This window comes from Delftia sp., from assembly GCF_059499305.1.
In genome coordinates this window covers 382,318-406,812 of record NZ_JCABYI010000004.1, presented here as the reverse complement: position 1 = coordinate 406,812, position 24,495 = coordinate 382,318, and the positions used below count along the sequence as shown (strand labels likewise).

The window sequence follows — 24,495 nt, the reverse complement described above, 5'->3', positions numbered from 1 at the left end:
AAGACCAGGAGACAAAGCCATGCCACACATCACCAGCAGCGGCCAGGACCGCCGCCAATTCCTGCGGGCTGCAGGCGCCGCATCGCTTGCTGCAGGCCTGCCCTGGGCCGCCACAGCCTCAGCGCACGACAGCGCCTGGCCCACGCGCCCCATCAAATGGGTGGTGCCCTACCTGGCCGGCACCAGCCCCGACACGGCCGCGCGCATCGTGGCCGAGGCGCTGTCGGCCCAGCTGGGCCAGCCCGTGGTGATAGACAACCGCGCCGGCGCGGGCGGCAACATCGGCGCCCGCCAGGTGGCCAAGGCACCGGCGGACGGCTACACCCTGCTGTACTCGGGCTCGCCCATGGCCGCCGCCATGCGCATGTACAAAAGCCCGGGCTACGACGTGTTCAAGGACTTCCGCCATGTGCTGGGCATGTCGCGCTCGGACATCCTGGTCGTCGTGCATGCCGACTCGGGCATGCGCACGCTGGATGACCTGGCCGCCCGCGCCAAGGCCAGGCCCGGCGCGCTGGACTATGCCTCGGGCGGCGTGGGCACGCCGTCGCACCTGGGCGTGGAGATGCTGGCCTCCAGCATGGGCCTGCAGGTCAACCATGTGCCCTACAAGGGCGCCTCGGAACTGGTCAATGCCGTGCTGGGCCAGCAGGTGGCCTTCGGCGCCCCGCTGTTTTCCGTGGCCTATCCCCAGGTGCTGGCCGGCAAGCTGGTGCCGCTGGCCATTGCCGGGCCGCAGCGCAACGCCAAGCTGCCCCAGGTGCAGACCCTGGCCGAGCTGGGCGTGCCCAATGTCAACCTCACGTCCTGGGGCGGCGTGTCCGTGCCGGCCGCCACGCCCGAGCCCATCGTCCAGCGGCTGCGCACGGCGCTGGAGGAGGTGCTCAGGCAGCCCAGGGTCATCGCCTTGCTGGAGCAGGAAGGCGGCAAGGTCGCCATCACCAGCGCCGACGCCTATGCCAAGGGTTTCGAGCGCGAGATCCAGTTCACCCAGTCCATGATGCAGCGCGTGGGCATACAGCCGATCTAGGGCCTGGTACCAGGGCTTTGCACCGTGGCCGGGCACGGGCATGGCGGGCGGCAATACTGCCCTGGCGCAATCGCTGGGATAATCCTGCCCATTCATGATCAGCCTTCGCAACATTACCCTGCGCCGCGGCACCCGCGTGCTGCTGGACAGCACCTCCGTCTCCATCAACCCTGGTGAAAAAGTCGGCCTTGTCGGACGCAATGGCGCCGGCAAGTCCAGCCTGTTCGCCCTGCTCAACGGCAGCCTGGCCGAGGACGGTGGAGAGTTCTCCATCCCTTCGCAATGGCGCCTGGGCCAGGTCGCGCAGAACATGCCAGAGACCTCGGAGACGGCCACCCAGTTCGTGCTGGACGGCGACACGCGCCTGAGCGAGCTCAACGCCCAGCTCGCGGCCGCCGAGGCCAGCGAGGACGGCATGGCCATCGCCCACGCCCACGTGGACCTGGCCGATGCCGGCGCCCACGATGCCGTGCCGCGCGCCCAGGCCCTGATCCTGGGCCTGGGCTTCAAGGTCTCCGAGCTGGAGCACCCCGTCAACAGCTTCTCCGGCGGCTGGCGCATGCGCCTGCAGCTGGCGCGCGCGCTGATGTGCCCCTCCGACCTGCTGCTGCTGGACGAGCCCACCAACCACTTGGACCTGGACGCCCTGGTCTGGCTGGAAGCCTGGCTCAAGCGCTACCCCGGCACCCTGGTCGTGATCAGCCATGACCGCGAATTCCTGGACGCCATCACCAACACCACGCTGCACATCGAAAACGCGCAGGTCACGCGCTATGGCGGCAACTACAGCAAGTTCGAGGAACTGCGCGCCCAGCAGATCCTGCTGCAGCAGGCCTCGTTCGAGCGCCAGCAGGACAAGATCGCCCACCTGCAGAAATTCATCGACCGCTTCAAGGCCAAGGCCTCCAAGGCCAAGCAGGCGCAAAGCCGCGTCAAGCAGATCGAGCGCATGGAAAAGGTCGCACCCATGCTGGCCAGCGCCGATTTCACCTTCGAGTTCAAGCCGCCGGCCAACCTGCCCAACCCCATGCTGGCGATCACGGACGCCGCATTCGGCTACCTGGACGACGAAGGCCAGGCGACCACCATCCTGCGCGGCGTCAACCGCTCGGTGCTGGCGGGCCAGCGCATCGGCATCCTGGGCGCCAACGGCCAGGGCAAGTCCACCCTGGTCAAGACCATTGCGCGCGAGATGAAAGCACTGGCCGGCACCGTGACCGAAGGCAAGGGCCTGAACATCGGCTACTTCGCCCAGCAGGAACTGGATGTGCTGCGTCCCGGCGAAAACCCCATGGAGCACATGATCCGCCTGGCACGGGACACCGGCGCCACCGGCCCGCAGGCCCGCGAGCAGGACCTGCGCAGCTACCTGGGCACGTTCAACTTCAGCGGCGATATGGTCAAGCAGGCTGTGGGCAGCATGAGCGGCGGCGAAAAGGCCCGCCTGGTGCTGGCCATGATCGTCTGGCAGCGCCCCAACCTGTTGCTGCTGGACGAGCCCACCAACCACCTGGACCTGGCCACCCGCGAGGCCCTGGCCATGGCCATCAACGACTTCGACGGCACCGTCATGCTGGTCAGCCACGACCGCGCGCTGCTGCGCTCGGTCTGCGAGGACTTCTGGCTGGTCGGCCGTGGCGTGGTCGGCCCCTTCGACGGCGACCTGGACGACTACCAGCGCTACCTGCTGGAAGAATCCCGCCGCCTGCGCGAGGAAGCCCGCAAGGCCGAACAGGCGGCTGCGGCCACCAGCAAGGCGGCAGCGCAGGTGGAGCCCGCAGCAGGTGCAGCAGCTGCAGCACCTGCAGTGCAGGCCCCCGTGGCTGCTGCGCTGGCCCCGGCCCCCGCTGCCCCTTCCACGCCGCCGGCCGCCAGCGCCGGAGACCAGCGCGAGCAACGGCGCCTGGCCGCCCTGGCCCGCCAGCAGATGGCCGAGAAGACCCGGCCGTTCAAGAAGGAACTGGAACAGCTGGACAAGCGCCTGCCCCAGCTGCAGGCCGAACGCACGCGGCTGGAGGGCCTGCTGAGCCAGCCCATCTCGCCCGCCGAGATGGCCGAAGCAGGCCGCAGCCTCAAGGCCTGCAACGACGAGATCGACAGCCTGGAAGAACGCTGGCTGGAACTGAGCGAGCAGATCGAGCAGCTGTCGGCCGCGATGTCCGACTGATTCCAGTCGTTCTCGAAAACTAGGCGGTCCCATTGGCCCGCCTGCCACAAGCGTCGTCCCGCGTGAAGACGGCGCTCCACTTCGGCCCAGCCGAAGTGCGCCCCTGAGGCCCCTCCCTCTCCCAACGCCCTCGCACTCCCCCGCAGCCAGCGGAACGCATGGATCGTTCGGTTCAGGGTTTCCCCTGAATGAAAGATTTCATTCCTAAAAAATAATGAATGAAAGAGATCATTCACTTTCATTCATTCATGGAACTCCATCCCCATCCCGCCGTACAGGAACTGCTGCGCGCCAGCGTCGATGGCTCGCCCGCCGTCGCCCGGGTCGGCCGCTGGATGGCCGCGCATCCGGTCCTGGCCGTCACGCTGAGCGCCGAGGAAGTGGCCAATGCCTGTGGAGGCTCCCTGGCTGCCGTCAACCGCTTCGCCAAGCACGCCGGCTACGAAGGCTTTGCCGATCTGCGCCTGCACCTGGGCCGCCAGCTGCAACAGGCCCTGGAGCCCGTGAACAAGCTGCGCGCGGCGCACGAGCCTGCCGCAAGCGCCGTGGGAGCGCAGGCCTTCGAGCACACGCAGCGCAATCTGCAGGCGGCCGCACAGGCCTGCGACCCCGGCCTGCTCGATCAACTGGCCCAGCGCATCTGCCGCGCGCGGCGCGTCCTGTTCATGGGCTTTGGCAGCTCCCACCATGTGGCAGCCTTTGGCGCCGACGCACTGCAGCCCTATCTACCCCAGGTGCTGGAAGTGGCCTGCGCAGGCGGCACGGAGCAAGCCGTCCGGCGCATGACAGGGCTGACGGAGCAGGATGTGCTGATCGCGATCTCGCTGCCGCGCTACTCACGCGAAGCGGTGGAGCTGACGGCGCATGCGCGCCAGCGGGGCGCCCTGACCATCGCCATCACCGACGAGGCCACCAGCCCGCTGGCCGGCCAGGCCGACTACGTGCTGCTGGCCCCTGCCGCCCACCCTCTGCTCCCATCGTCGGTGCTGGCGGCCATGGCCATGGTCGAAGCGCTGGCCACCCAGGTCATCCGCGCCACGCCCCAGGCCGTGCGCAGCCTGGTCGAACTGTCCGAGTCGGTGCTTCCCTACCTGACACCGGACAGCAGCCCCGCTTCACCTGCGGCGAGCAAGCCGCAACCCCAGGCCCCCCATCCCGCCGCAAAGGACTCCGCATGAATGCCCCTGCCCGTTTCCGCTTTCTTTTCGCCTCGATGGCCGCCGCGGCCACGCTCGCTGCCGCGCCGGCCCACGCAGGCAAGACACTGGATGGCATCAAGCAGCGCGGCGCCGTGGCCTGCGGTGTGCACACGGGGCGCGCAGGCTTTGCGCTGGCCGACGGCAGCGGCAACTGGTCCGGGCTGGACGTGGATCTGTGCCGCGCCGTGGCGGCCGCCACCCTGGGCGACGCCGGCAAGGTGAAATTCATCCCCACCAGCGGCCAGACACGCATCACGGCGCTGCAGTCCGGCGAGATCGATCTGCTGGCACGCAACACCACCTGGACTTTCACACGCGACAACGGCCTGGGCCTGATGTGGGCGGGCATCAATTTCCACGACGGCCAGGGCTTCATGGCCAGGAAGAAACCCGGCCTGAACAGCGTCAAGCAGCTCTCTGGCGCCACCATCTGCGTGATCAGCGGATCCACCACGGAAAAGACCCTGTCGGAGTACTTTCGCGCCCACAAGCTCAACTACAAGGCGGTGGTGTTCGACAACCCCGAAGCCGCCCTGCAGGCCTTCAGCAGCGGGCGCTGCCAGGCCTATACCGGCGACCTCGGCGCCCTGGCCGTGCTGCGCGGCAAGGAACTGGCCAACCCCGACGACTACGTGATCCTGCCCGAAGTCATCTCCAAGGAGCCGGCCGGCCCGGCCGTGCGCCGCGGTGACGACGAATGGTTCGCCGTCGTGCGCTGGACACTCAACGCCATGATCGAGGCCGAGGAACTGGGCATCACCCAGGCCAATGCCGACGAGCTCAAGACCCGCTCCGACAGCATTCAGGTCAAGCGTTTCCTGGGCCAGAGCGACGACCTGGGCAAGCAGCTGGGGCTGGACAAGGAATGGGCGCTGCGCATCGTCAAGGCCGTGGGCAACTATGGCGAGAGCTATGAGCGCAACCTGGGCGCCAGGTCGGGCCTGAACGTGCCGCGCGGCAAGAACGCGCTGTTCACCAAGGGCGGCCTGATGATGTCGCCGCCGATGAACTGACGCGCCGAGGGCACCCTGCCATGAACGCCGCGAACGCTGTAGATGCTGTGAAAGCCGTGAATGCCATCGACACCGGGGCACGGCAGCCACCGGCCCCCACCCGGCCACGCTGGGGCCGGCTGGCCTTGCAGCTCGCCATCGGCTGGCTGCTGATATTGCTGCTGGGCTGGCTGGCGCACAACGCCAGCCGCAACATGGCCGCGCGCGGCATTGCCGGGGGCTTCGGCTTTCTGGAACAGACGGCCGGCTTTTCCATCTCCGAAGGGCTGCTGCCCTACGAGCCCGGCGACAGCTACCTGCGTGCGGTCGCAGCCGGCGTGGCCAACACGGTTCGCGCCGCCGTGCCCGCGCTCGCGCTGGCCACCGTGCTGGGCCTGCTGCTGGGCGTGGCCGCCGTGGCAAGGCATCCGCTGCTGCGCGGCGCCGTGCGCCTCTATGTCGATGTGGCGCGCAACATCCCGCTGCTGGTGCAGGTGCTGCTGTGGTATTTCGCGCTGACTTCGCTGCTGCCCGATGTGGACCACCCTCTGGCCATCGGCCCCCTGGGCTTTCTGAGCAAGGCGGGGCTGGCCCTGCCCGGCCCGGTGTACGACAGCGCGGCTGGCTGGCACTGGAGTTCTCCGCAACCGGGCATGTTCGGCATCGACGGAGGACTGGCGCTGACGCCTGAATTCCTGGCTCTGGTGGGCGCCCTGGGCCTGTATGCCGCCGCCTATTGCGCGGAGATCGTGCGCGCCGGTCTGCAGGCCGTGCCGCGCGGGCAATGGAACGCTGCCTCGGCCCTGGGCATGCGCCGCGGCCAGCAGCTGCGCCTGGTCGTGCTGCCGCAGGCCCTGCGGGTGATCATTCCCCCCTATACCAACCTGGCGCTCAGCACCATCAAGAACTCCTCGCTGGCCGTGGCCATCGGCTACCCCGACGTGGTGATGGTCGCCAACACCGCCATGAGCCAGACCGGCCAGGCCATCGAATGCGTGACCATCATCGCGGTGGTCTACCTGGCCATCAACCTGCTGACCTCGCTGGCACTGAATGCCTTCAACCAGCGCAGTGCCTTCATCACACGCTAGCCGGGAAAGACCTGCCCATGAGTGCCGTACTCCGCGCACCGGCCCTGCCGGTGGCCCCGCCCCGGGTTCCGCTGGCGCAGCGCCTGCGCGCCAGCCTGTTTCCGGATGCGCTCTCCGGGCTCATCACCGCCACGCTGCTGCTGGCCGCGCTGTGGGCGGGCTGGAAACTGCTGGCCTGGGGCCTGCTCGACGCCGAAACCGCAGCCAACCCCGACACATGCCGCGCTGCGGCCGGCGCCTGCTGGGGCGTGGTGCGCGAGAAATACCGCCTGGTATTCCTGGGCCGCTATCCCGTGGCCGAACAGTGGCGCCCCGTCGCCGCCAGCCTTTGGCTGCTGGGCAGCGTGGGCGTGGCGGCGCTACCGCGCTTCTTCGGCCGCGCCGGCATGGCAATGCTGCTGGCCGGGTTGACCGGCTTTGGCGTGCTGATGGCCGGCGGTGTGGCCGGCCTGGCACCCGTGCCCAGCGATCTGTGGGGCGGCCTGCCGCTGACCCTGTTCCTTGCCGTGATCGCCTGCCTGGCCGGCGTTCCGCTGGGCATCCTGCTGGCGCTGGGCCGGCGCTCCAGCCTGCCCTTGATCCGCATCCTGTGCACGGGCTTCATCGAGGCCGTGCGCGGCGTGCCCCTGATCACACTGCTGTTCTTCGGGGCCTTCGTGCTGCCCATGCTGGTGCCCGCGCAATGGAGGGTAGACCCCATGGTCCGCATCGCCGTCTGCCTGGCGGCCTTCAGCGCGGCCTATCTTGCCGAGGTGTTTCGCGGCGGGCTGCAGGCCGTGCCCCAAGGCCAGGTCATGGCGGCCCAGGCCATGGGCTTCACCAGGGTGCAGGTGCTGCGCCACGTGGTCCTGCCGCAGGCGCTGCGCGTGACCATAGCGCCCACGGTGAGCAACTTCATCGGCGCGGTGAAGGACACCTCCCTGGTGGCGATCGTGAACATCTACGACATCACTGGCTCCCTGAAGATGGCCATGAGCGACCCCCACTGGATTGCGTACTTCGTGGAGATGTACATGGTGGTCTGTGCCGTCTACCTGCTCATCGGCCTGGGCATCGCCCGCTATGGCCGCTTCCTGGAATCGCGCTACGCACTCCAATGAACATGCCCCAGAACTCCCGAAAATTTTCCATTGCCGTGCACGGCGGAGCAGGCACCGTCATCCAGGGCCAGGCCGACGAGGCCCCCTACCACGCCGCGCTGGCCCAGGCGCTGGAGGCGGGCGCCGCCCTGCTGCGGCGCGGCGCCAGCGCGCTGGACGCCGTCCAGGCCGCGTGCCAGTCCCTGGAAGACTGCCCGCTGTTCAATGCCGGGCGCGGCTCCGTCTACACACGCGACGCGCGCCACGAGATGGACGCCGGCCTGATGGACGGCAGCAACCTGCGGGCCGGCGCAGTCGCTTCCGTCAGCCAGGTGCGCAATCCGATTGCGCTGGCACGGCATGTTCTTGACGACGGCCAGTGCGTGCTCCTGGTCGGCGAAGGGGCGCAGCGGTTTGCCGATGAGCGCGGGCTGGCGCGGATGGATGCAGGCTACTTCGAATCTGCCGAGCGCCTGGCACAGCTGCGCCGGGTGCAGGCGCAATCCGGCCAGACCGCGCTGCTGGACCACGACGCCAGCGGACTGGCGGCGCACCCTGCTCCGCTGAACGAGAACGGCAAGATGGGCACGGTCGGCGCCGTGGCGCGCGATGTGCATGGCAACCTGGCCGCCGCGGCATCCACCGGCGGGCTGACCAACAAGCGCCCCGGGCGCGTGGGCGACACGCCCGTGGTGGGCGCAGGTTTCTACGCCGACAGCACCACCTGCGCCGTGGCGGCCACCGGAACCGGAGAGCATTTCCTGCGCGCAGCCATCGCGCACGACATCCATGCGCGCATGCGCTACCTGGGGCAAAGCCTGGAACTCGCAGCCGACGCCGCAGTGCGGGGCACGCTGACACACATCGGTGGCCAGGGCGGCGTGGTGGCCGTGGACAGCGACGGACGCGTGCACTGCCCCTTCAACAGCGCCGGCATGTACCGCGGCTACATCGTGGACGACGCGCCTGCCGTGACCCTGATTTTTGCCTGATGGACGTTTTCACCCCGGGTTGACCTGTGCCCACGCATTGCGGGCAACGAGGCGTAACAGCATCGACATTGGCCCGCCCCGCCCGTAAGCCTCTGTCAGGAAACGGATTTTTTCTCACCGCACCAGAAATCTGTCTTCAAACTGACAGATCACCACCTCCGGGCTTGCAATTGCTTGCGTCCTGGGGCAATCCCTGAGTCAACCTGCCGCCACTGCCCCGCGTTGAACACGCAAAGGAGTGACTGCAATGACCGACATCTTTTCCCACACCGCCCTGCAGACCCGCTTTGCAGCCGCTGCGCTGGCCCAAGCTGTCTGGCCATGGGATGACCGTGACCGCAAGCGCGGCCCCCGCAGCGCTTGAAAACCGGGTCACGAAAAAGTTTCGACTTCCTTCGAAAATTTTTTAAAAACCTGTCAACCAGCTGAATCCAGCCCGCGTTAAGAGAGCAATACAGGAGAAGTTTCCATGCAAACGAACGCCATCATGTCCATCTGGCCCGAAGACGAACGCGATCGCAAGCGCTGAGGCGCTGGCTGGCGCACTCGGTGCCCCAGTCTCTGACACCACCGGTCTGACGGCCTTCCGTGCAGACCCCCTCTTCCACAGAACCCGCTTCAGCGGGTTTTGTCATTTCTGGGACATTTGCCGCGGGGCTGCCCAACAAAAAAGGAGCCCGGAGGCTCCTTTGCAGCGCGAACCCTTGCAGGTTCAATGCATGTGCAGGCCACCGTTGACCGAAAAATCGGCGCCGGTGGAATAGCCGCCTTCCTCCGAAGCCAGCCAGGCGATGATCGATGCGATCTCGCTGGGCTCGCCCAGGCGCTTGACGGGGATGGTGCCCACGATCTTCTCCAGCACGTCGGGACGGATGGCCTTGACCATGTCGGTGCCGATGTAGCCGGGGCTCACGGTGTTGACGGTCACGCCCTTGGTGGCCAACTCCTGCGCCAGCGCCATGGTGAAGCCGTGCATGCCGGCCTTGGCGGCCGAGTAGTTGGTCTGGCCGGCCTGGCCCTTGGCGCCGTTGACCGAGCTGATGTTGATGATGCGGCCCCAGCCCTTTTCCACCATGTCGCCCACGACCTGCTTGGTCACGTTGAACATGGAGTTGAGGTTGGTCTCGATCACGGCCTGCCAGTCTTCGGGCGTCATCTTGATGAACATTCGGTCACGCGTGATGCCGGCGTTGTTGACCAGCACATCGATGTTGCCGTGCTCGGCCTTGGTCTTGCTGAAGGCTTCGACGGTGGAAGCCCAGTCGCCCACATTGCCCACCGATGCATGGAAGGTGAAACCCAGCGCCTTTTGCTCGTCAAGCCACTTCTGGAAGTCGCGCGACGGACCACAACCTGCGATGACCTTGAAGCCTTCCTTGTGCAGACGCTGGCAGATGGCCGTTCCGATGCCTCCCATTCCCCCTGTGACATACGCTACTTTTTGAGCCATTCTTCTCTCCTGTCAATCAATGGTTGCTTCAGATCAATCTATCCATGACAACCGGAACATTTACGCCGGTTATCGCCAAGGGTGCCTGAGCCTCTGGGCCCGGCCCCCTCGCATGGCTAGTATGCAGCGCGTGCGCTGCGCCCCTCTTCGGGCAGGCCCTAGTCAAGCCTAGGATCTACCCTGAAAGCTTGCTAACGTTTTCACGGAGCCTTTCAGACGCGCTCCACGGTCATGGCCACGCCCATGCCGCCGCCGATGCACAGGCCGGCCAGACCCTTCCTGGCGCCGCTGCGCTGCATCTCGTGCAGCAGGGTCACCAGGATGCGGGCGCCCGATGCGCCGATGGGGTGGCCGATGGCAATGGCGCCGCCGTTGACGTTGACCTTGGCCGGGTCGATGCCCAGCTCCTGGTTCACCGCACAGGCCTGTGCCGCGAAGGCTTCGTTCAGCTCGAACAGGTCCACGTCCTGCGCAGACCAGCCGGCGCGCTGCAGCGCCTTGCGCGAGGCGAACACCGGGCCCAGGCCCATGGTGGCGGGGTCCAGACCGCTGGTGGCATAGGAGACGATGCGCGCCAGCGGCGTCAGGCCCAGGGCCTTGGCCTTGGAGGCGCTCATCACCACCACGGCGGCGGCGCCGTCGTTCAGGCCCGAAGCATTGCCGGCCGTCACCGAGCCGGCCTTGTCGAAGGCCGGACGCAGGCCTGCCAGCGCCTCGGCGTTGGTCTTGCGGTTGATGTACTCGTCGGCCGCAAAGACCACGGGATCGCCCTTGCGCTGGGGAATGCTGACGGGAACGATCTCATCCACGAACTTGCCGGCGTCCTGCGCGGCCGTGGCCTTTTGCTGGCTGGCCAGGGCCAGGGCGTCCTGCTGTTCGCGGCTGACGCTCTTTTCCTTGGCCACGTTCTCGGCCGTGATGCCCATGTGGTACTGGTTGTAGACGTCCCACAGGCCGTCCACGATCATGGTGTCAGCCATCTTCCACTCGCCCATGCGCTGGCCGTCGCGCGAGCCCGGCAGCACGTGGGGGGACAGGCTCATGTTCTCCTGGCCGCCGGCCACGACGATCTCGCTGTCGCCCGTAGCCACGGCCTGGGCCGCCAGCATCACGGCCTTCAGGCCCGAGCCGCAGACCGCGTTGATGGTCAGGGCCGGGGTTTCCTTGGCGATGCCGGCCTTCATCATGGCCTGGCGTGCAGGGTTCTGGCCTGCGCCAGCGGCCAGCACCTGGCCCATGATGACTTCACCGACCTGGTCGGTGCCGACCTTGGCGCGGCTCAGAGCCTCGCGGATCACGATGGAGCCCAGTTCGGTGGCGGGGATCTTGGCAAGGGTGCCGCCGAACTTGCCAACGGCAGTGCGGACAGCGGAAACGATGACGATGTCTTCCATGATGACGGACCTTTCTTTGGACTCTTGAAGGGATGCCCGGGCACGCACTGCCGAAGCTGCGGCAGCGGCACCCTGCATTCAAGCCGCGGCGTTATTGCGCTGCAGCATCGAAACGATTGTGCCTCAGGCCTTGGCCAGCACGTAGCGGCCCGGGGCCGGCTCGATGGCCGTGTATTCCCTGCCCTTGCCGTACTGCTTTGGCGCCGCGACCAGCTTGCCGCCGTGCTCGGCCAGCCAGGGGCTCCAGTCGGCCCACCAGCTGCCCGGGTACTCGTCGGCGCCGGCCTGCCACTCCTTGAGCGTGGGCGGCAGCTGGCCGTCCTCACGCAGCCAGTAGCTGCGCTTTTTCTTGGCCGGCGGATTGATCACGCCCGCGATGTGGCCGGATGCGCCCATGACGAAACGCTTGTCGCCACCCAGCACCTGGGTCGATGCATAGGAGCCGCCCACGGGCACGATGTGGTCCTCGCGCGAGCCGTAGATATAGGCCGGCAGGCGCAGCTGGTGCATGTCGATGCGCTCGCCGCAGACGGTCAGCGCACCGGGCTGGACCAGCTTGTTTTCCAGGTAGAGGTTGCGCAGGTACCAGGCGTAGTACGGGCCGGGCAGGTTGGTGCAGTCGCTGTTCCAGTACAGCAGGTCGAACGGCGGCGGTGTTTCGCCCTTGAGGTAGTTGCCCACCACGTAGTTCCAGACCAGATCGTTGGGACGCAGAAAGCTGAAGGTCGATGCCAGGTCCTGGCCCTTCATGAGGCCGCCCTCGCCCATCTGCATTTCGCGGAAGCGCACCACGGACTCATCGATGAAGACATCGAGGATGCCGGTGTCGCTGAAGTCGATGAAAGTGGTCAGCAGCGTGACGCTGGCCACGGGAAACGGCACGCCGGCCGGCGCCGTGGCGCGGGCTGTGGATGTGCGGGCGGCGCTGCGGCTGCCAGCCGCGCGCTTGGCTGGAGCCGCCTTGGCCGCCGGAGCAGCAGCTGCGCCATGCTCGCGGTCGTGGCGCGCCTGCAGCACGGCCAGCGCGGTGGACAGCATGGTGCCGCCCACGCAAAAGCCCAGCACGTTGATCTGCTCGGCTCCTGCGATCTCGCGTGCCACGCGGATGCCGGTGAGCACGCCGTCTTCGATGTAGTTGTCCCAGGTCTTGTGCGCCAGGCTGTCGTCGGGATTGCGCCAGCTCATCACGAAGGTGCGGTGGCCCTGGCTGACGGCATAGCGGATCAGCGAGTTGTCGGGCTGCAGGTCCAGGATGTAGAACTTGTTGATGCACGGCGGCACCATGAGGAAGGGACGCTCGTGCACCTTGTCCGTCAGCGGCTTGTACTCGATGAGCTGGAACAGCTCGTTCTCGAACACCACGGCGCCTTCGGTGGTGGCAACGTTCTTGCCCACGGTGAACAGGCTCTCGTCGGTCATGGATACATGGCCCTGGCGCATGTCGGCCAGCAGGTTGGCCACGCCCTGGGCCAGGCTCTCGCCCTGGGTTTCGATGGCCTTCTTCTGCGCCTCGGCATTGAGTGCCAGGAAGTTGCTGGGCGACATGGCCGCCAGCCACTGTTCCACAGCGAAGCGCACGCGGTTGCGGGTCTTCTCGTCGGCCTGCACGGCCTCGGCCAGGCCCATGAGCATGCGGCTGTTGAGCAGATAGGTGGCTGCGGTGGCCGCCGTCAGCGGGTTGTCGGCCCAGGATTGGGTGTTGAAGCGCTTGTCCTTGGCCAGCAGCGCCTGGGCGCCGCCCTGCTCGCACATGGCCTTGGCGCCGTCCAGGTACTGGCGCTGCAGCTCCAGCAGCTTTTCGGGGTCCAGCGACAGCGCGTTCTCGGGCAAGGCGCCGGGTTCGGGGACTGCAGCCTTCCAGGCCTGGGCCATGTCCGGCATGCCCGCGCCCTGTGCTCCCGGCATTCCCGGTGATCCCATCTGCTGCAGTATCTGCAGCGTCCGGCTCCATTGCTCGTTCCAGAATTGCTGGATGGGTTGGCCTGGCAGGCCTGCGAGTGGGTCAAAATTCATGCTGCATCCTTGTTCGCGGATGCCGTTCGCAATAGCCTGGGGCTTGCGGGGCATCCGTTTTGATTGTGACCCAGGCGAGCCCCCCGTTGCCCGGCACAGCCCTCCACAAAAACCCGTGCCCGGTGCGCCTTTTTCGAATCGACCATGTATCTCGTTGTTATCGCCTGGTTGTATGTCACGCTGATGATGGCCGTGGCCGAAGCCGCCAGCCCCACGGGCAGCATACTCGGCGCCCTGGTCACTTTCGCACTGTATGGACTGCTGCCGCTGTCCATCGTGATCTACATCATGGGTACGCCCGCGCGCAACCGAAAGCGCCATGCGCGCGAACTGGCCGAGCGCCAGGCCTGGCTGGCGCAGCAGCAGGCCTCGCAGGGCACGGCGGACGCACCGGACGCGCCCGCGCCCTCAGTCCTTCCAGATGCAGGCGGCGAATCGGCCGCTGCTGCCCAGGCGGGCAGCGTCGCGCCGGTGCGAAAAGAACCGTGAGTCGTTGAGCACCGTGCACCATGCGTCGCTGCCGTCATTGCCATGGATGGCCGTGATGCCCAGCGCCGCCAGGCGCTGTCGCGCAAGCCCGGCCAGGCTGGCCAGGTACTTGGGGGTGCCCTCGCCCGCCTGAGGTATGGCGGTGAAATGCGCGGCGGCGGCGGCGTCATGCGCGATGAAGGCAGCTCGCACCTCGGCACCGACCTCAAAGGAACGCGGACCGATGCAAGGGCCCAGCCATGCCAGGGTCTGCGGCGCCACCTGCTCGGGCGCGGTCCGGAGCTGATCGGCAAAGCGCTTGAACAGAGACTCCAGCACACCGCCTGCCAACGGCTGACCCGCATGGCCAGGCGGCATTCCGGCCAGACCGCGCCAGCCCGCATGGGCCGCGCCCACCACGGCGCCGCTGCGATGGGCCAGCAGCACGGGCAGGCAATCGGCCACCATGATGGTGCAGACCACGCCCGAGGCGCTGGTCACGCAGGCATCGAAGGCCTGGCCCTGCGCGCTGCCTGCATCCAGTGCGATGACATCCACGCCATGCACCTGCTGCAGGAACACCGCGCAGGCATCCGGCGTATCCGCACGCACGATCTCCTGCAGGCGCTGGCGGTTGGCGCGCACGGCCTGGGGGTCGTCGCCCACATGGTCGCCCAGGTTCAGGCTGCCCCAGGGCGCCGTGCTGACGCCGCCTTCGCGCGAGGTGCACAGCGCGTGCACGCCGGGCGGCGCGGGCCAGTCGGGCACCAGCCAGGATGCGGGGATGGTGCCGGGGATGGAGTCAGGCCGGGCCGCGCTCATTCCGCGTCGGGGCAGGCCGAGGGATGGGCCTTCTGGAAGGCCGGCAGCGCCTCGCAGCGATCGACGATGGCCGCCAGGCGCGGCAGGCCGTCCAGGCTCACGTTGAAGCGGCGGCCGTTGAAGATCTGCGGCACCAGGCAGCAATCGGCCAGCGTGGGCGTGTCGCCCCAGCAAAACAGCGAAGGCGGCAGGCCGGCGGCCTCGCGCTCGGCGGCCAGCAGGTCCAGCTGGCGCTCGAAGGCCTCCAGGCCCGATCGCACCCAATGCACGTACCAGCCGCTCTTGGCCTCGTCAGAGACACCCAGGTTGCGCACCAGGTACTTGAGCACGCGCAGGTTGTTGAGCGGATGGATCTCGCAGGCCACCATCTGGGCCAGTGCGCGCACATGGGCACGGCCCAGGGCGTCACGCGGCAGCAGCGGTATTTCGGCATGGGTCTCATCGAGATATTCGATGATGGCCATGGACTGGGTCAGCCAGTGGCCGTCCTCGGTCTCCAGCGCCGGCACCAGCGCATCGCCGACATGCTGGGCATAGGCCGGCGCCTTGTGGTCGCCGCGCAGCAGGTGCACGGGTACGGATTCATAGTCCAGGCCCTTGATCTGCAGCGCAATGCGCACGCGGTAGGAGGCCGACGAGCGGAAGTAGGTGTGGAGCTTCATAGACCGCAAAGCATACCGTGCAGCAGCGCCGATGCATGGCACACTTGCGGCGGCGCCCAAGAGACAAGGCGCCAGAGGAACACCGACATGAGCTACGTTTTCAACCCGCCCGCCGTGGCCAGCGTACCCGTCCTGGGCCGCCCCGAGCGCTTCCCCGTGCACCGCATCTACTGCGTGGGCCGCAACTACGAAGAACACGCCAAGGAGATGGGCTTCACCGGCCGCGAGCCGCCCTTCTTCTTCCTCAAGCCTGCCGACGCCATCGTGCCCGTCGAGGCCGGCACCACGGGCACCATGCCCTACCCCACGCTGACCTCCAACCTGCACCACGAGATCGAGCTCGTCGTGGCCATCGGCAAGGCGGGCAAGAACATCCTGGCAGCCGATGCGCTGGACTACATCTGGGGCTACGCCGTGGGCCTGGACATGACGCGCCGCGACCTGCAAAACGACATGAAGAAGCAGGGCCGACCCTGGTGCATCGGCAAGGCCTTCGAGCATGCCGCACCCATCGGCCCCATCACCCCGGCAGCCGAGGCCGGCGACATCGCCAAGGCCGCGATCTCGCTGCAGGTCAATGGCGCCGACCGCCAGCGCAGCGACATCGGCAAGCTGATCTGGAACATTGCCGAGACCATCGAGCACCTGTCGGCGGCCTGGGAACTGCAGCCCGGCGACCTGATCATGACGGGCACGCCCGAAGGCGTGGCCGCCGTGGTGCGCGGTGACCTGCTGGAAGGCCGCATCGACGGGCTGAGCCCCTTGAGCGTCAAGATCGCCTGAGTTTTCTCTGAGCCTGGCGACAGGCCGGCAAGGCAGCAGGGAGCACGCTCCCCGGCCTGCCGGCCTTTGTGTTTGAACCCACGGTCCGCCGCACGGAATGCCTTACTGCCTTCCGTCTGGCGGCGCTTTCACTTTCATGGTGTCGGCATGATTTTTCGCAGCCCCATCAAGTTCTGCCGAGCCTGCGGCACGGCGGTGGTCTACCGCCTTCCTGACGATGGCGACACGCGCGAGCGCGCCGTGTGCCCGCACTGCCACACCATCCACTACGAGAACCCGCTGAACGTGGTGGGCACCATCCCCGTGACCGACGACGGCCGCGTGCTGCTGTGCAAGCGCAACATCGAGCCACGCCGGGGCCTGTGGACCCTGCCCGCAGGCTTCATGGAACTGGCCGAGACCACGGCACGCGGCGCCCAGCGCGAGACCGACGAGGAAGCCGGCGCCGACATCGAGATGGGGCCGCTGTTTTCCATCGTGGACGTGCCCAAGGTCAGCCAGGTCCATCTGTTCTACCGCGCCCGTCTGCGCAGCGAGCAGTTCTACCCCGGCCCCGAGACCATGGAGGCCCGCCTGTTTGCGCAGGCCGATGTTCCCTGGGAAGAACTGGCCTTCCGCACCGTGCGCGTGACGCTGGAGCGCTACTTCGCCGACCGGGCTGCCGGCCTGCTGGACGCGCACCGGGTGCATTCCATCGACCTGAGCCTGTAGGCCTGCACGGCCGCCAGGCACCACCGTGCTGCACGGCGCCGGCGTACGCACTGCGGTGATGCCGGGCCATGCCCCGGTGTGGCACCGGACGGGCTGCGGGCGTGGAGCAGGCGGCGGTCCGTCACCCCTATGTCACCTTGCAGACACATTTAGTCACAAACTGGCCTCCTTCTTGCTCTTTGCATAGGGCTTTTCCCTGAGCGGAAAAGTTGGTTTACCAAACCTGAACCTGACTGCGGAGCGCCCCATGGCCACATCCCTGCCCACCGACCTGATTCTTCCCCACCTGCGGGAACTCAACCGCAACGCCGCCGACCTGCGCGAGATCCGGCTCATGTGGCGTCTCATCGAGGCTTCGGCCCGCATGCAGGCCTCGCAGCAGGGACAGGCCCTGGTGTCCATGCTGACCGACACGCGCCAGGGGTTGGAGCAGCTGGAGCAAGGCCTGCTGCAGTCGCAGCTGGCCCAGTCCGCGCAGGAAGCCATGGCCCAGCTGGGCATGCAGTCCAGCCATGCCATCGACCTGCTGGTGCGCAGCCTCTACGAGCGCACGGCCGATGTCGGCTTCCTGGCCGCCGATTCCGTGCTGTGCGAGGCCATGGCCCAGCTCGGCGATGGCGACATCCTGCTGGACATGGCCGCGGGCGGCCTGCACGCCTGGCAGGCTCCGCTGCAGCTGCACCTGCAGGCCTACCGTGCCAAGTACACGGTCTACGACGACATCCTGCTGCTGGACACCCAGGGCCAGGTCTGCGCACGCGCCCAGGCAGGCGACAAGCCGCTGCCGCCCTGCGCCGAGGGCTGGTTCCAGCAGTGCCTGCAGCAGGCCGGCCATGTCAGCCATTTCGGCGCCAGCTGCGTGCTGCCCGGCGCAGACCGCCTGATCTACGCGCAGCGCCTGCTGCATCCACGCACCATGGCGGTGCTCGGCGTGCTGTGCCTGAGCTTCGACTTCGCGGCCGAGATGCAGGCCATCTTTGCCTCGGGCGGGCCGCGCGCCCAGGTGGGACTGCTGCTGGATGCGGCTGGAGTGGTCATTGCCAGCAGCGATGACCACTGGATCGCCCCCGGCAGCCGCGTGCCCATGCACCACGGCGATGCCGTGCAGCCGCTGATCCACGCCGGCCGCACCTATCTGGTGCGTACGGCCCGCGCCCTGCCCTACCAGGGCTATGCGGGCCCCGAGGGCTGGCAGACCCAGGTCATGGCGCCGCTGGACCTGGCCTTCGCCACCCAGCAAAGGCCGCAGGTCCTGCAGGCACTGGAGCCTGCCATCGCCGAAGGACTGATGGCCCAGTCCCGGGGCTTTTGCCCGCCCCTGCACGCCATGGCACGCGCGGCCGACGACATACGCCGCGTGGTCTGGAACGGCCAGGTGCTGGCTGCCAGCCAGGCACCGGAGTCCCCCGTGCAGGGCACGGCCCACCCGGACCCGCTGCAGGCCGTGCTGGAGCAGATGAGCGAGACCGGCGACCTGACCCATGCCGTGTTCACGCGCGCCATCCACGGCCTGCACGAGACGGCGCTGTCCACGCGGCTGCAGGAGCACACCACGCTGAACCGGCTGCTGATGGACCTGCTGGAGCGCAATCTCTACGAACGCGCCAACGATTGCCGCTGGTGGGCCCTGACGCCAGGCCTGCAGAAAGTGCTGCAAGACAACAGCGGCTGCTTGGCCCTGTCGGTACAGGCACACGACGCCGCGCAGCGTCTGCTGGAGCAGCTCAATGCGCTGTACACCGTCTATGCGCGCATTGCGCTGTATGACGCCCAGGGCCTGGTGCTGGCCTGCAGCCATGAGGACGAACCCGGTCTGCCGCTGTCACCCGGCGTGCGCGTGCAGGCCTCGGCACTGCAGGCCACCATGGCGCTGCGCGATGCCCAGGCCTATCACGTGCAGGAGCTGGACGATGGGGGCCTGCCCGTCCACGTCTACCACGCCGCATTGCGCGCCCCTTCAACCACCAATGGACATGGGCATGGGCAGGGCGCAGATCAGGGCCCCGCCATCGGCGGCATTGCCCTGCTGTTCCACACGCGCCGAGAACTGCAGGCCATGCTGCAGGCCGCTGCACCGGAGCAGTCCGAAGACGCCGGCCCCGAAGACCACGGCCTGCCCCGTTTGCCGATGGAGGCTTTCTACGTGGCACGCGACGGCCGCATCATCGCCGCCAGCCACGGCGGTCGGCCGCTGGGCAGTTGCATAGAAGGCGTGGCCGGGCTGGCAACGCTGGCCGATGGAGAGGTACGCAGCAGCATTGAGGAAATCGAAGGCCACTACTGCATCGTCGGCATGGCTGCCGGGCGCGGCTACCGCGAGTTCCGGCTGGACCAGGGCGCGGCACGCGATGCAAAGGAAAGCGCAACGGAGGCCACACTGGCCGGCCTCGTCAGCCTGAGCCTGCAGCGGCTGGGCCCTGTGCATGCCGATGCGCGCAACCGCGCCCTGCGCCTGGCGCCGGCCACGCGGCTGGATGGCTCGCGTCCTGTCGCGCGTGCGCTCGCCGCGCACGTCGGCGGCGATGCGCCGGTGGAACTGGCCAGCTTCTACGTGGGCGCCAGCCTGCTGGCCCTGCGCGCGGGCGATGTCTGCGAGGCCCTGCCCGCCAGCGCCATCTCGCCCGTGGCGGCAGGGCGGCTGCCGTTTTGCGTGGGTGCGCTGGCGCGGCGCAGCCAGGGCAGCGTCAGCGGCTATGTCTGGGTGTTCGACCTGGCCGCGCTGCTGCAGGGCCGGCCCGGCGTGGTCACCGAGCAGTCGCAGGTCATCGTGGTCCAGCACGGCGGCCTGCGCGTGGGGCTGCTGGTCAGCGCGCTGCAAGGCGTGCACCGGCTGCCGGCCAGCGCGCTGGTGGAATCGCCCATGCTCAGCGTGGCCTCCACGACGCCGGCCCTGGTGCGGGAGCTGGTGCATGCCGGCGCGGGCCTGCCGCTGATCCAGTGCCTGGATCCGGCTGCATTGATGCAACGGCTGCAGCCTTCGCGCGGCGCGGCGGCCAACGCAGACCGCAGCGCGGCAGCAGTGGAGCGCGAGGCGGCCTGGGATGCCCAGGCGGCATAGGGCGCGTTCCCCCGGGGCCTCACAGACCCCAGTGGCGCAGGCCCGGAAGCGCGGCCTGCGCCGCCTCGTAGCCTTCGTCGATGGCCTCGCGGGCGCGGTGGAAGTCCAGCAGGCCCAGGTGGGACAGGCGCGGGGCGATCACCAGCTCGGGCGGGTCACCCGCCATGCGGCTGCGCGTGATGCGCATCTGCATGATGTTGACGCTGGTCATCACCACGTCCAGCAGCGAGGGCGGCCGGGGCGGGGGCTCGGTCTCGCGGCCTGCCTCATCGCGGTGGTGGCCGGGCATCCACCCCATCACGCCACGCTGCAGCCGGCGCATCCAGGCCGAGCCGGCCACGGCGCTGGCCTGGCCCGACAGGTCCTCGGGCGCCACGCCCTGCTCCACGGCGGGCGGGGCCTCCTCCAGCGGCGGCGCAGCGGCCATGGCGGCAGCGGGCGCCAGCGGCCGCATGTGGCGCCGCATGATGTCGGCATTGAGATCGACCGCGATCACGATGTCCGCGCCCATGGCGCGCGCCAGCGAGGCGGGCACGGGGTTGACGATGCCGCCATCGACCAGCAGCCGCCCTTCGCGCTGCACGGGCGTGAACAGGCCGGGCAGCGCGATGGAGGCGCGCACGGCATCGGCGATGGAGCCCTTGCGCAGCCAGACCTCGGCACCCGAATGCAGGTCGGTGGCCACGGCGCCGAAGGGAATCTTCAGATCCTCGATGGCCGAGTCCACGAAATGCTCGCGCCAGAACGAGATCAGCTTCTCGCCCTTGAGCATGCCGCCCGCGATGTTGAAGTCCATGAAGCCGAAGACCTTGCGCATGCCCAGGCCCAACACCCATTCCTCGAAGCGCTGCATTTCACCGGCCGCATAGGAGGCGCCCACCAGGGCGCCGATGGACGAGCCGCAGATGATGTCGGGCCGCAGGCCCGCATCCTCGAGCGCGCGCAGCACGCCGAAATGCGCCCAGCCGCGCGCCGACCCGCTGCCCAGCGCCAGGCCGACCACGGGTTTGCGCGGACTCAGCGCCATCAGCCCTGCTCCGCTGCGGCTGCAGCAGGGGGGTCACCCGCCAGCAGGGCCAGCATGCCGGCCTCGTCCAGCACGGGCACACCCAGTTCCTCGGCCTTGGCCAGCTTGCTGCCGGCCTCGGCGCCCGCGACCACGTAGCTGGTCTTTTTGCTGACCGATCCGGAGACCTTGGCGCCAGCGGCCTCCAGCATCTCCTTGGCCTGGTCGCGGCCCAGCGTGGGCAGCGTGCCGGTGAGCACCACGGTCATGCCGGCCAGGGGCTGGGCGGTCTGCTCGCGCGCCGCGCCCTCTTCCCAGTGCACGCCGCAGGCACGCAACTGCTCGACCACCTCGCGGTTGTGGGGCTGGGCGAAGAAGGTGTGGATGCTCTCGGCCACGATGGGCCCGACGTCGCGCACCTGCAGCAGTTGCTCGACGCTGGCGTCCATGATGGCGTCCAGCTGGCCGAAATGGCGGGCCAGGTCCTTGGCCGTGGACTCGCCGACCTGGCGGATGCCCAGGCCGAAGAGGAATCGCGCCAGCGTGGTCTTCTTGGATTTCTCCAGCGCATCCAGCACGTTCTGGGCCGACTTCTCGGCCATGCGGTCCAGCGATGCCAGGGCCACCAGGCCCAGGCGGTAGAGGTCGGGCAGCGTGCGCACCACATGGCCGTCCACCAACTGGTCCACCAGCTTGTCGCCCAGGCCCTCGATGTCCATGGCGCGCCGCGCGGCGAAGTGCAGGATGGCCTCCTTGCGCTGCGCCGGGCAGAACAGGCCGCCCGTGCAGCGGTGGTTGGCCTCGCCCTTGGGGCGCGACACCGCGCTGCCGCAGATGGGGCATGCAGCGGGCATGCGGAAGTTGGGCACATAGGCCGGCCGGTCGCCGGGCACGCGGCCCACGACTTCGGGAATCACATCGCCGGCGCGGCGCACGACCACGGTGTCGCCGGTGCGCACGCGCTTCTTGCGGATCTCGAACAGGTTGTGCAGCGTGGCATTGGTGACGATGACGCCGCCCACGGCCACGGGCGCCAGGCGCGCCACGGGGGTGAGCTTGCCCGTGCGGCCGACCTGTATGTCGATGCCTTCCATGCGCGTGGGCATTTCCTCGGCCGGGTACTTGTGGGCCACGGCCCAGCGCGGCTCGCGCGAGACAAAGCCCAGCTGGCGCTGCTGGGCCAGGCTGTTGACCTTGTAGACCACGCCGTCGATCTCGTAGGGCAGCGTGGCGCGCTCGGCGCCCATGCGCTGGTGGAAGGCCACCAGCTCGGCCGCACCCTTGGCGATACAGACCTGGGGCGCCACCGGGAAGCCCCAGTCGCGCAGCGTCTGCAGCATGGCGTAGTGGGTGCCGAAGTCGGGGCCGCCCTGCGCGGCCGGCGTGATCTCTCCCAGGCCATAGGCGAAGAAGGACAGCGGGCGCTGGGCCGCAATGCCCGAGTCCAGCTGGCGCACCGAGCCCGCCGCCGCATTGCGCGGATTGGCAAAGCTCTTGCCGCCGGCGGCCTGCTGGCGTTCATTGAGCCGGACGAAATCGGCGCGGCCCATGTAGACCTCGCCGCGCACCTCGACCACGGGCGGCACGCCCTTGCCTTCGGGCAGGGACAGCGGAATTTTGCGGATGGTGCGGATGTTGTGTGTGACGTCCTCGCCCACCTCGCCGTCGCCGCGCGTGGTGGCCTGCACCAGGCGGCCGTTCTCGTAGCGCAGGTTCATGGCCAGGCCGTCGAACTTGGGCTCGGCCACGTATTCCACGGGCGGTGCGCCTTCGGCCAGTTCCAGCTCCTTGCGGATGCGTGCGTCGAAGGCCTCGGCACCCGTGGCCTCGTTGTCGGTCTCGGTGCGGATGCTGAGCATGGGCACGGCATGGCGCACAGGCATCAGGCCGTCGAGCACGGCGCCGATCACGCGCTGCGTGGGCGAGTCCGGGGTGACCAGTTCGGGGTAGGCACCTTCCAAGGCCTGCAATTGCTGGAAGACGCGGTCGTACTCGCCGTCGGGCACGGTGGGCGTGTCCAGCACGTAGTACTCATGTGCCCATTGGTTGAGCTGGGCGCGCAGCGCCTGCACCTTGGCCAGCACCTTGTCGGGGGCGGCCCCGGACTCCGGCGCCGCGGGGGCTGCGCCGGAGAAGAGATCCAGATTGTCGTTCATGGGGTTGAGGCCAGGAGCCTGTTGTGCACCAGGGGCACCGCGCCGCGTCAGCTGAACAGTCGCCGCGCCAGCATGGAGCCCGCCGACAGCTCGCGGCTGTCGAGCTTGTCATAGAGTTGTTCCAGGTCGTGCTGGATGGGGTCCAGCGCCATGGCCGGCAGCAGGTAGCCGTTCTGGTCGCAGAGCACTCCATCCATGGTCTGGCACAGGCGCTCGGCCACCTGGCGCAGCTGCACGAAGGCCTGCTCGCCGCGCGGCACCTGGGGCACGTCCAGGCTCAGCAGGAACTCGCGCACCACCGAGGTGTCCAGGTCGTCGGCCATGGCCGCCTGCGGGTCGTAGTTGAGCACCAGCACCGGCGGCATGCCGGGCGTGGGCGAAGGCAGGGCCATGCGCCCGGGCATGGAGCCCGGCAGAAAGCCCTGGCGCGATGCGTTCTGCTGCACATAGCCCGCGCTCCAGGAGGCCTGGCGTGCGCGCAGCATGAAGGTGAGCTGGGCATCGTGCTCGCTGGCGAACTGGTCGAGCTCGCGCGCACGCGCCACTTCCTGCAGCATGTCGGGCACGTCGGGCGTGGCGCCCAGCGCGTCGGCAAAGCGCTGCACCTTGGCAACGAACTCGGAGAACTCGATCTCGTTGAGCGCACCCGTGCGGTTGGCCAGCTGCACGCCGGCCTGGAAACCCAGGTAGCGCTGGCCGGGCTGCAGCGGCTCCCACTGGTGGGTGGACTGGTTCATGCCTTCGATGGCAAACGGCTTGTTGCCCGCGCGCCGCGTGGCCGGCTGGGCCTGCAGCGCCAGTTCGCCAGGCACGGCCTGGCCGACCTGCACGGGGGCAATGGCATCGATCAGCGCATCCAGGCCCGGCCGGCTGGCCGCAGCGCTGGTCAGGGCCGCGTCGTTGAGGGAAGGCTCGATGGACTGCGGTGCCAACGGGGATGGCGCAGGCACTGACGCAGATGCGGGTGCCGATGCGCTGGCGTCTTCAGCCGCCTGCAGGGCATGGGCAGCCTGCGCGGTCTGCACCGCCTGGGCTGCCTTGGCCGCCAAAGCGGCCTGGGCCTCGGCCTGGCGCTGCTGCTCTTCGAGCTGGACCAGATGGGCCAGTTCGGCATCGGTTTCGGCAAAGCGGTCCACGGCGGCAGGGCTCTGGCCCGGGGCTGCCGTGCCGAAGTCGCCCAGCACGGGCTCGCGCAGGCTGTGCGTCAGGTCCGGGCCGTGGCCCACGGTGTCCATGCCGGGCTCATGGCGCGAGGGATCGCGCTGCGCCTCTTCGACGGGGTCGGCGCGCTTGGGTGCGTTGCGGCGTGCGGACCAGCTGTTGTAGGCAATGATCAGGGCCAGCACCACAAAGCCCAGGACGGCCAGACTGATTTGCAGGTTACTCATGGAATGAAGGAATGAAACGTCGTTCCAGCAAATA

Annotated in this window: 19 protein-coding genes; 11 read left to right on the top strand and 8 right to left on the bottom strand. The window is 68.3% G+C overall.

Annotated features, from left to right (window positions below):
- The first annotated feature begins 19 nt into the window (after window positions 1-19).
- The 7 genes from AC5I49_RS03640 (at window position 20) to AC5I49_RS03610 (ending at window position 8,550) form a co-directional block, all read left to right on the top strand.
- A complete protein-coding gene (locus tag AC5I49_RS03640) occupies window positions 20-1,030 on the top strand; it encodes a tripartite tricarboxylate transporter substrate binding protein (protein WP_495788846.1) in 1,011 nt (336 codons plus the stop codon).
- Between the two features lie 94 nt (window positions 1,031-1,124).
- The gene (locus AC5I49_RS03635) at window positions 1,125-3,197 is read left to right on the top strand and encodes an ABC-F family ATP-binding cassette domain-containing protein (RefSeq protein WP_495788845.1); all 2,073 of its coding nucleotides are present in this window, start codon (window positions 1,125-1,127) and stop codon (window positions 3,195-3,197) included.
- Between the two features lie 248 nt (window positions 3,198-3,445).
- Complete coding sequence (locus AC5I49_RS03630) at window positions 3,446-4,375, top strand: MurR/RpiR family transcriptional regulator (protein ID WP_231574450.1); 930 nt, start codon at window positions 3,446-3,448, stop codon at window positions 4,373-4,375.
- Window positions 4,372-5,409, top strand: a complete 1,038-nt coding sequence (locus AC5I49_RS03625) for an amino acid ABC transporter substrate-binding protein (RefSeq protein WP_312839800.1) — start codon at window positions 4,372-4,374, stop codon at window positions 5,407-5,409. The genes AC5I49_RS03630 and AC5I49_RS03625 overlap by 4 nt, the downstream gene beginning before the upstream one ends.
- Before the next feature lie 20 nt (window positions 5,410-5,429).
- A complete protein-coding gene (locus AC5I49_RS03620) occupies window positions 5,430-6,479 on the top strand; it encodes an amino acid ABC transporter permease (protein ID WP_154834386.1) in 1,050 nt (349 codons plus the stop codon).
- 17 nt (window positions 6,480-6,496) lie between these two features.
- The gene (locus tag AC5I49_RS03615; protein ID WP_046238316.1) at window positions 6,497-7,579 is read left to right on the top strand and encodes an amino acid ABC transporter permease; all 1,083 of its coding nucleotides are present in this window, start codon (window positions 6,497-6,499) and stop codon (window positions 7,577-7,579) included.
- Window positions 7,576-8,550, top strand: a complete 975-nt coding sequence (locus AC5I49_RS03610) for an isoaspartyl peptidase/L-asparaginase family protein (RefSeq protein WP_046982572.1) — start codon at window positions 7,576-7,578, stop codon at window positions 8,548-8,550. The genes AC5I49_RS03615 and AC5I49_RS03610 overlap by 4 nt, the downstream gene beginning before the upstream one ends.
- A 712-nt stretch (window positions 8,551-9,262) precedes the next feature.
- Here the strand turns inward: AC5I49_RS03610 and phbB are convergent.
- From phbB to AC5I49_RS03595, 3 genes are all read right to left on the bottom strand, one after another.
- Window positions 9,263-10,000 (bottom strand): acetoacetyl-CoA reductase, encoded by a 738-nt coding sequence (phbB, locus tag AC5I49_RS03605; protein ID WP_026062290.1) that lies wholly within the window; start codon window positions 9,998-10,000, stop codon window positions 9,263-9,265.
- A 212-nt stretch (window positions 10,001-10,212) separates the two neighbouring features.
- The gene (locus AC5I49_RS03600) at window positions 10,213-11,394 is read right to left on the bottom strand and encodes an acetyl-CoA C-acetyltransferase (protein WP_016445928.1); all 1,182 of its coding nucleotides are present in this window, start codon (window positions 11,392-11,394) and stop codon (window positions 10,213-10,215) included.
- A 123-nt stretch (window positions 11,395-11,517) separates the two neighbouring features.
- On the bottom strand, window positions 11,518-13,407 hold the full coding sequence (locus AC5I49_RS03595; RefSeq protein ID WP_017405032.1) for a PHA/PHB synthase family protein: 1,890 nt from the start codon (window positions 13,405-13,407) through the stop codon (window positions 11,518-11,520).
- 144 nt (window positions 13,408-13,551) lie between these two features.
- Between AC5I49_RS03595 and AC5I49_RS03590 the strand changes: the two genes are divergently transcribed.
- Complete coding sequence (locus AC5I49_RS03590; RefSeq protein WP_016445926.1) at window positions 13,552-13,896, top strand: hypothetical protein; 345 nt, start codon at window positions 13,552-13,554, stop codon at window positions 13,894-13,896.
- Here the strand turns inward: AC5I49_RS03590 and AC5I49_RS03585 are convergent.
- Window positions 13,816-14,697 (bottom strand): purine nucleoside phosphorylase YfiH/LACC1 family protein, encoded by an 882-nt coding sequence (locus AC5I49_RS03585; RefSeq protein ID WP_016445925.1) that lies wholly within the window; start codon window positions 14,695-14,697, stop codon window positions 13,816-13,818. The two genes, AC5I49_RS03590 and AC5I49_RS03585, sit on opposite strands and share 81 nt — an antisense overlap.
- Window positions 14,694-15,359 carry a maleylacetoacetate isomerase gene (maiA, locus tag AC5I49_RS03580; RefSeq protein WP_016445924.1) on the bottom strand — a complete coding sequence of 222 codons (666 nt, stop codon included), beginning with the start codon at window positions 15,357-15,359 and terminating at the stop codon, window positions 14,694-14,696. The genes AC5I49_RS03585 and maiA overlap by 4 nt, the downstream gene beginning before the upstream one ends.
- A gap of 87 nt (window positions 15,360-15,446) precedes the next feature.
- On the opposite strand from maiA, the gene AC5I49_RS03575 reads away from it, so the two are divergent.
- The 3 genes from AC5I49_RS03575 (at window position 15,447) to AC5I49_RS03565 (ending at window position 19,911) form a co-directional block, all read left to right on the top strand.
- Window positions 15,447-16,142, top strand: a complete 696-nt coding sequence (locus AC5I49_RS03575; protein WP_016445923.1) for a fumarylacetoacetate hydrolase family protein — start codon at window positions 15,447-15,449, stop codon at window positions 16,140-16,142.
- 147 nt (window positions 16,143-16,289) lie between these two features.
- Window positions 16,290-16,853: an NUDIX hydrolase gene (locus AC5I49_RS03570; RefSeq protein WP_016453500.1), complete on the top strand. Its 564-nt coding sequence runs from the start codon at window positions 16,290-16,292 to the stop codon at window positions 16,851-16,853.
- A 247-nt stretch (window positions 16,854-17,100) separates the two neighbouring features.
- Complete coding sequence (locus AC5I49_RS03565; RefSeq protein ID WP_495788844.1) at window positions 17,101-19,911, top strand: chemotaxis protein CheW; 2,811 nt, start codon at window positions 17,101-17,103, stop codon at window positions 19,909-19,911.
- Between the two features lie 19 nt (window positions 19,912-19,930).
- Here AC5I49_RS03565 and AC5I49_RS03560 read toward each other — a convergent pair whose 3' ends face one another.
- Genes AC5I49_RS03560 through AC5I49_RS03550 form a run of 3 tightly spaced genes read right to left on the bottom strand, consistent with a single transcriptional unit; the run spans window position 19,931 to window position 24,461 of the window.
- Window positions 19,931-20,938 (bottom strand): patatin-like phospholipase family protein, encoded by a 1,008-nt coding sequence (locus tag AC5I49_RS03560; RefSeq protein WP_016445920.1) that lies wholly within the window; start codon window positions 20,936-20,938, stop codon window positions 19,931-19,933.
- Entirely contained in the window at window positions 20,938-23,073 is a 2,136-nt protein-coding gene (gene ligA, locus AC5I49_RS03555; protein WP_016453503.1) for an NAD-dependent DNA ligase LigA, read from the bottom strand. Before ligA ends, AC5I49_RS03560 begins: the two co-directional genes overlap by 1 nt.
- A 47-nt stretch (window positions 23,074-23,120) precedes the next feature.
- The gene (locus AC5I49_RS03550; RefSeq protein WP_016445918.1) at window positions 23,121-24,461 is read right to left on the bottom strand and encodes a cell division protein ZipA C-terminal FtsZ-binding domain-containing protein; all 1,341 of its coding nucleotides are present in this window, start codon (window positions 24,459-24,461) and stop codon (window positions 23,121-23,123) included.
- Window positions 24,462-24,495 lie beyond the last annotated feature (34 nt).

Coding starts and splice junctions, on each gene's coding strand:
- AC5I49_RS03640 (WP_495788846.1), top strand. CDS start 20: ATGCCACACATCACCAGCAGCGGCCAGGACCGCCGCCAATTCCTGCGG.
- AC5I49_RS03635 (WP_495788845.1), top strand. CDS start 1,125: ATGATCAGCCTTCGCAACATTACCCTGCGCCGCGGCACCCGCGTGCTG.
- AC5I49_RS03630 (WP_231574450.1), top strand. CDS start 3,446: ATGGAACTCCATCCCCATCCCGCCGTACAGGAACTGCTGCGCGCCAGC.
- AC5I49_RS03625 (WP_312839800.1), top strand. CDS start 4,372: ATGAATGCCCCTGCCCGTTTCCGCTTTCTTTTCGCCTCGATGGCCGCC.
- AC5I49_RS03620 (WP_154834386.1), top strand. CDS start 5,430: ATGAACGCCGCGAACGCTGTAGATGCTGTGAAAGCCGTGAATGCCATC.
- AC5I49_RS03615 (WP_046238316.1), top strand. CDS start 6,497: ATGAGTGCCGTACTCCGCGCACCGGCCCTGCCGGTGGCCCCGCCCCGG.
- AC5I49_RS03610 (WP_046982572.1), top strand. CDS start 7,576: ATGAACATGCCCCAGAACTCCCGAAAATTTTCCATTGCCGTGCACGGC.
- phbB (WP_026062290.1), bottom strand. CDS start 10,000: ATGGCTCAAAAAGTAGCGTATGTCACAGGGGGAATGGGAGGCATCGGA.
- AC5I49_RS03600 (WP_016445928.1), bottom strand. CDS start 11,394: ATGGAAGACATCGTCATCGTTTCCGCTGTCCGCACTGCCGTTGGCAAG.
- AC5I49_RS03595 (WP_017405032.1), bottom strand. CDS start 13,407: ATGAATTTTGACCCACTCGCAGGCCTGCCAGGCCAACCCATCCAGCAA.
- AC5I49_RS03590 (WP_016445926.1), top strand. CDS start 13,552: ATGTATCTCGTTGTTATCGCCTGGTTGTATGTCACGCTGATGATGGCC.
- AC5I49_RS03585 (WP_016445925.1), bottom strand. CDS start 14,697: ATGAGCGCGGCCCGGCCTGACTCCATCCCCGGCACCATCCCCGCATCC.
- maiA (WP_016445924.1), bottom strand. CDS start 15,359: ATGAAGCTCCACACCTACTTCCGCTCGTCGGCCTCCTACCGCGTGCGC.
- AC5I49_RS03575 (WP_016445923.1), top strand. CDS start 15,447: ATGAGCTACGTTTTCAACCCGCCCGCCGTGGCCAGCGTACCCGTCCTG.
- AC5I49_RS03570 (WP_016453500.1), top strand. CDS start 16,290: ATGATTTTTCGCAGCCCCATCAAGTTCTGCCGAGCCTGCGGCACGGCG.
- AC5I49_RS03565 (WP_495788844.1), top strand. CDS start 17,101: ATGGCCACATCCCTGCCCACCGACCTGATTCTTCCCCACCTGCGGGAA.
- AC5I49_RS03560 (WP_016445920.1), bottom strand. CDS start 20,938: ATGGCGCTGAGTCCGCGCAAACCCGTGGTCGGCCTGGCGCTGGGCAGC.
- ligA (WP_016453503.1), bottom strand. CDS start 23,073: ATGAACGACAATCTGGATCTCTTCTCCGGCGCAGCCCCCGCGGCGCCG.
- AC5I49_RS03550 (WP_016445918.1), bottom strand. CDS start 24,461: ATGAGTAACCTGCAAATCAGTCTGGCCGTCCTGGGCTTTGTGGTGCTG.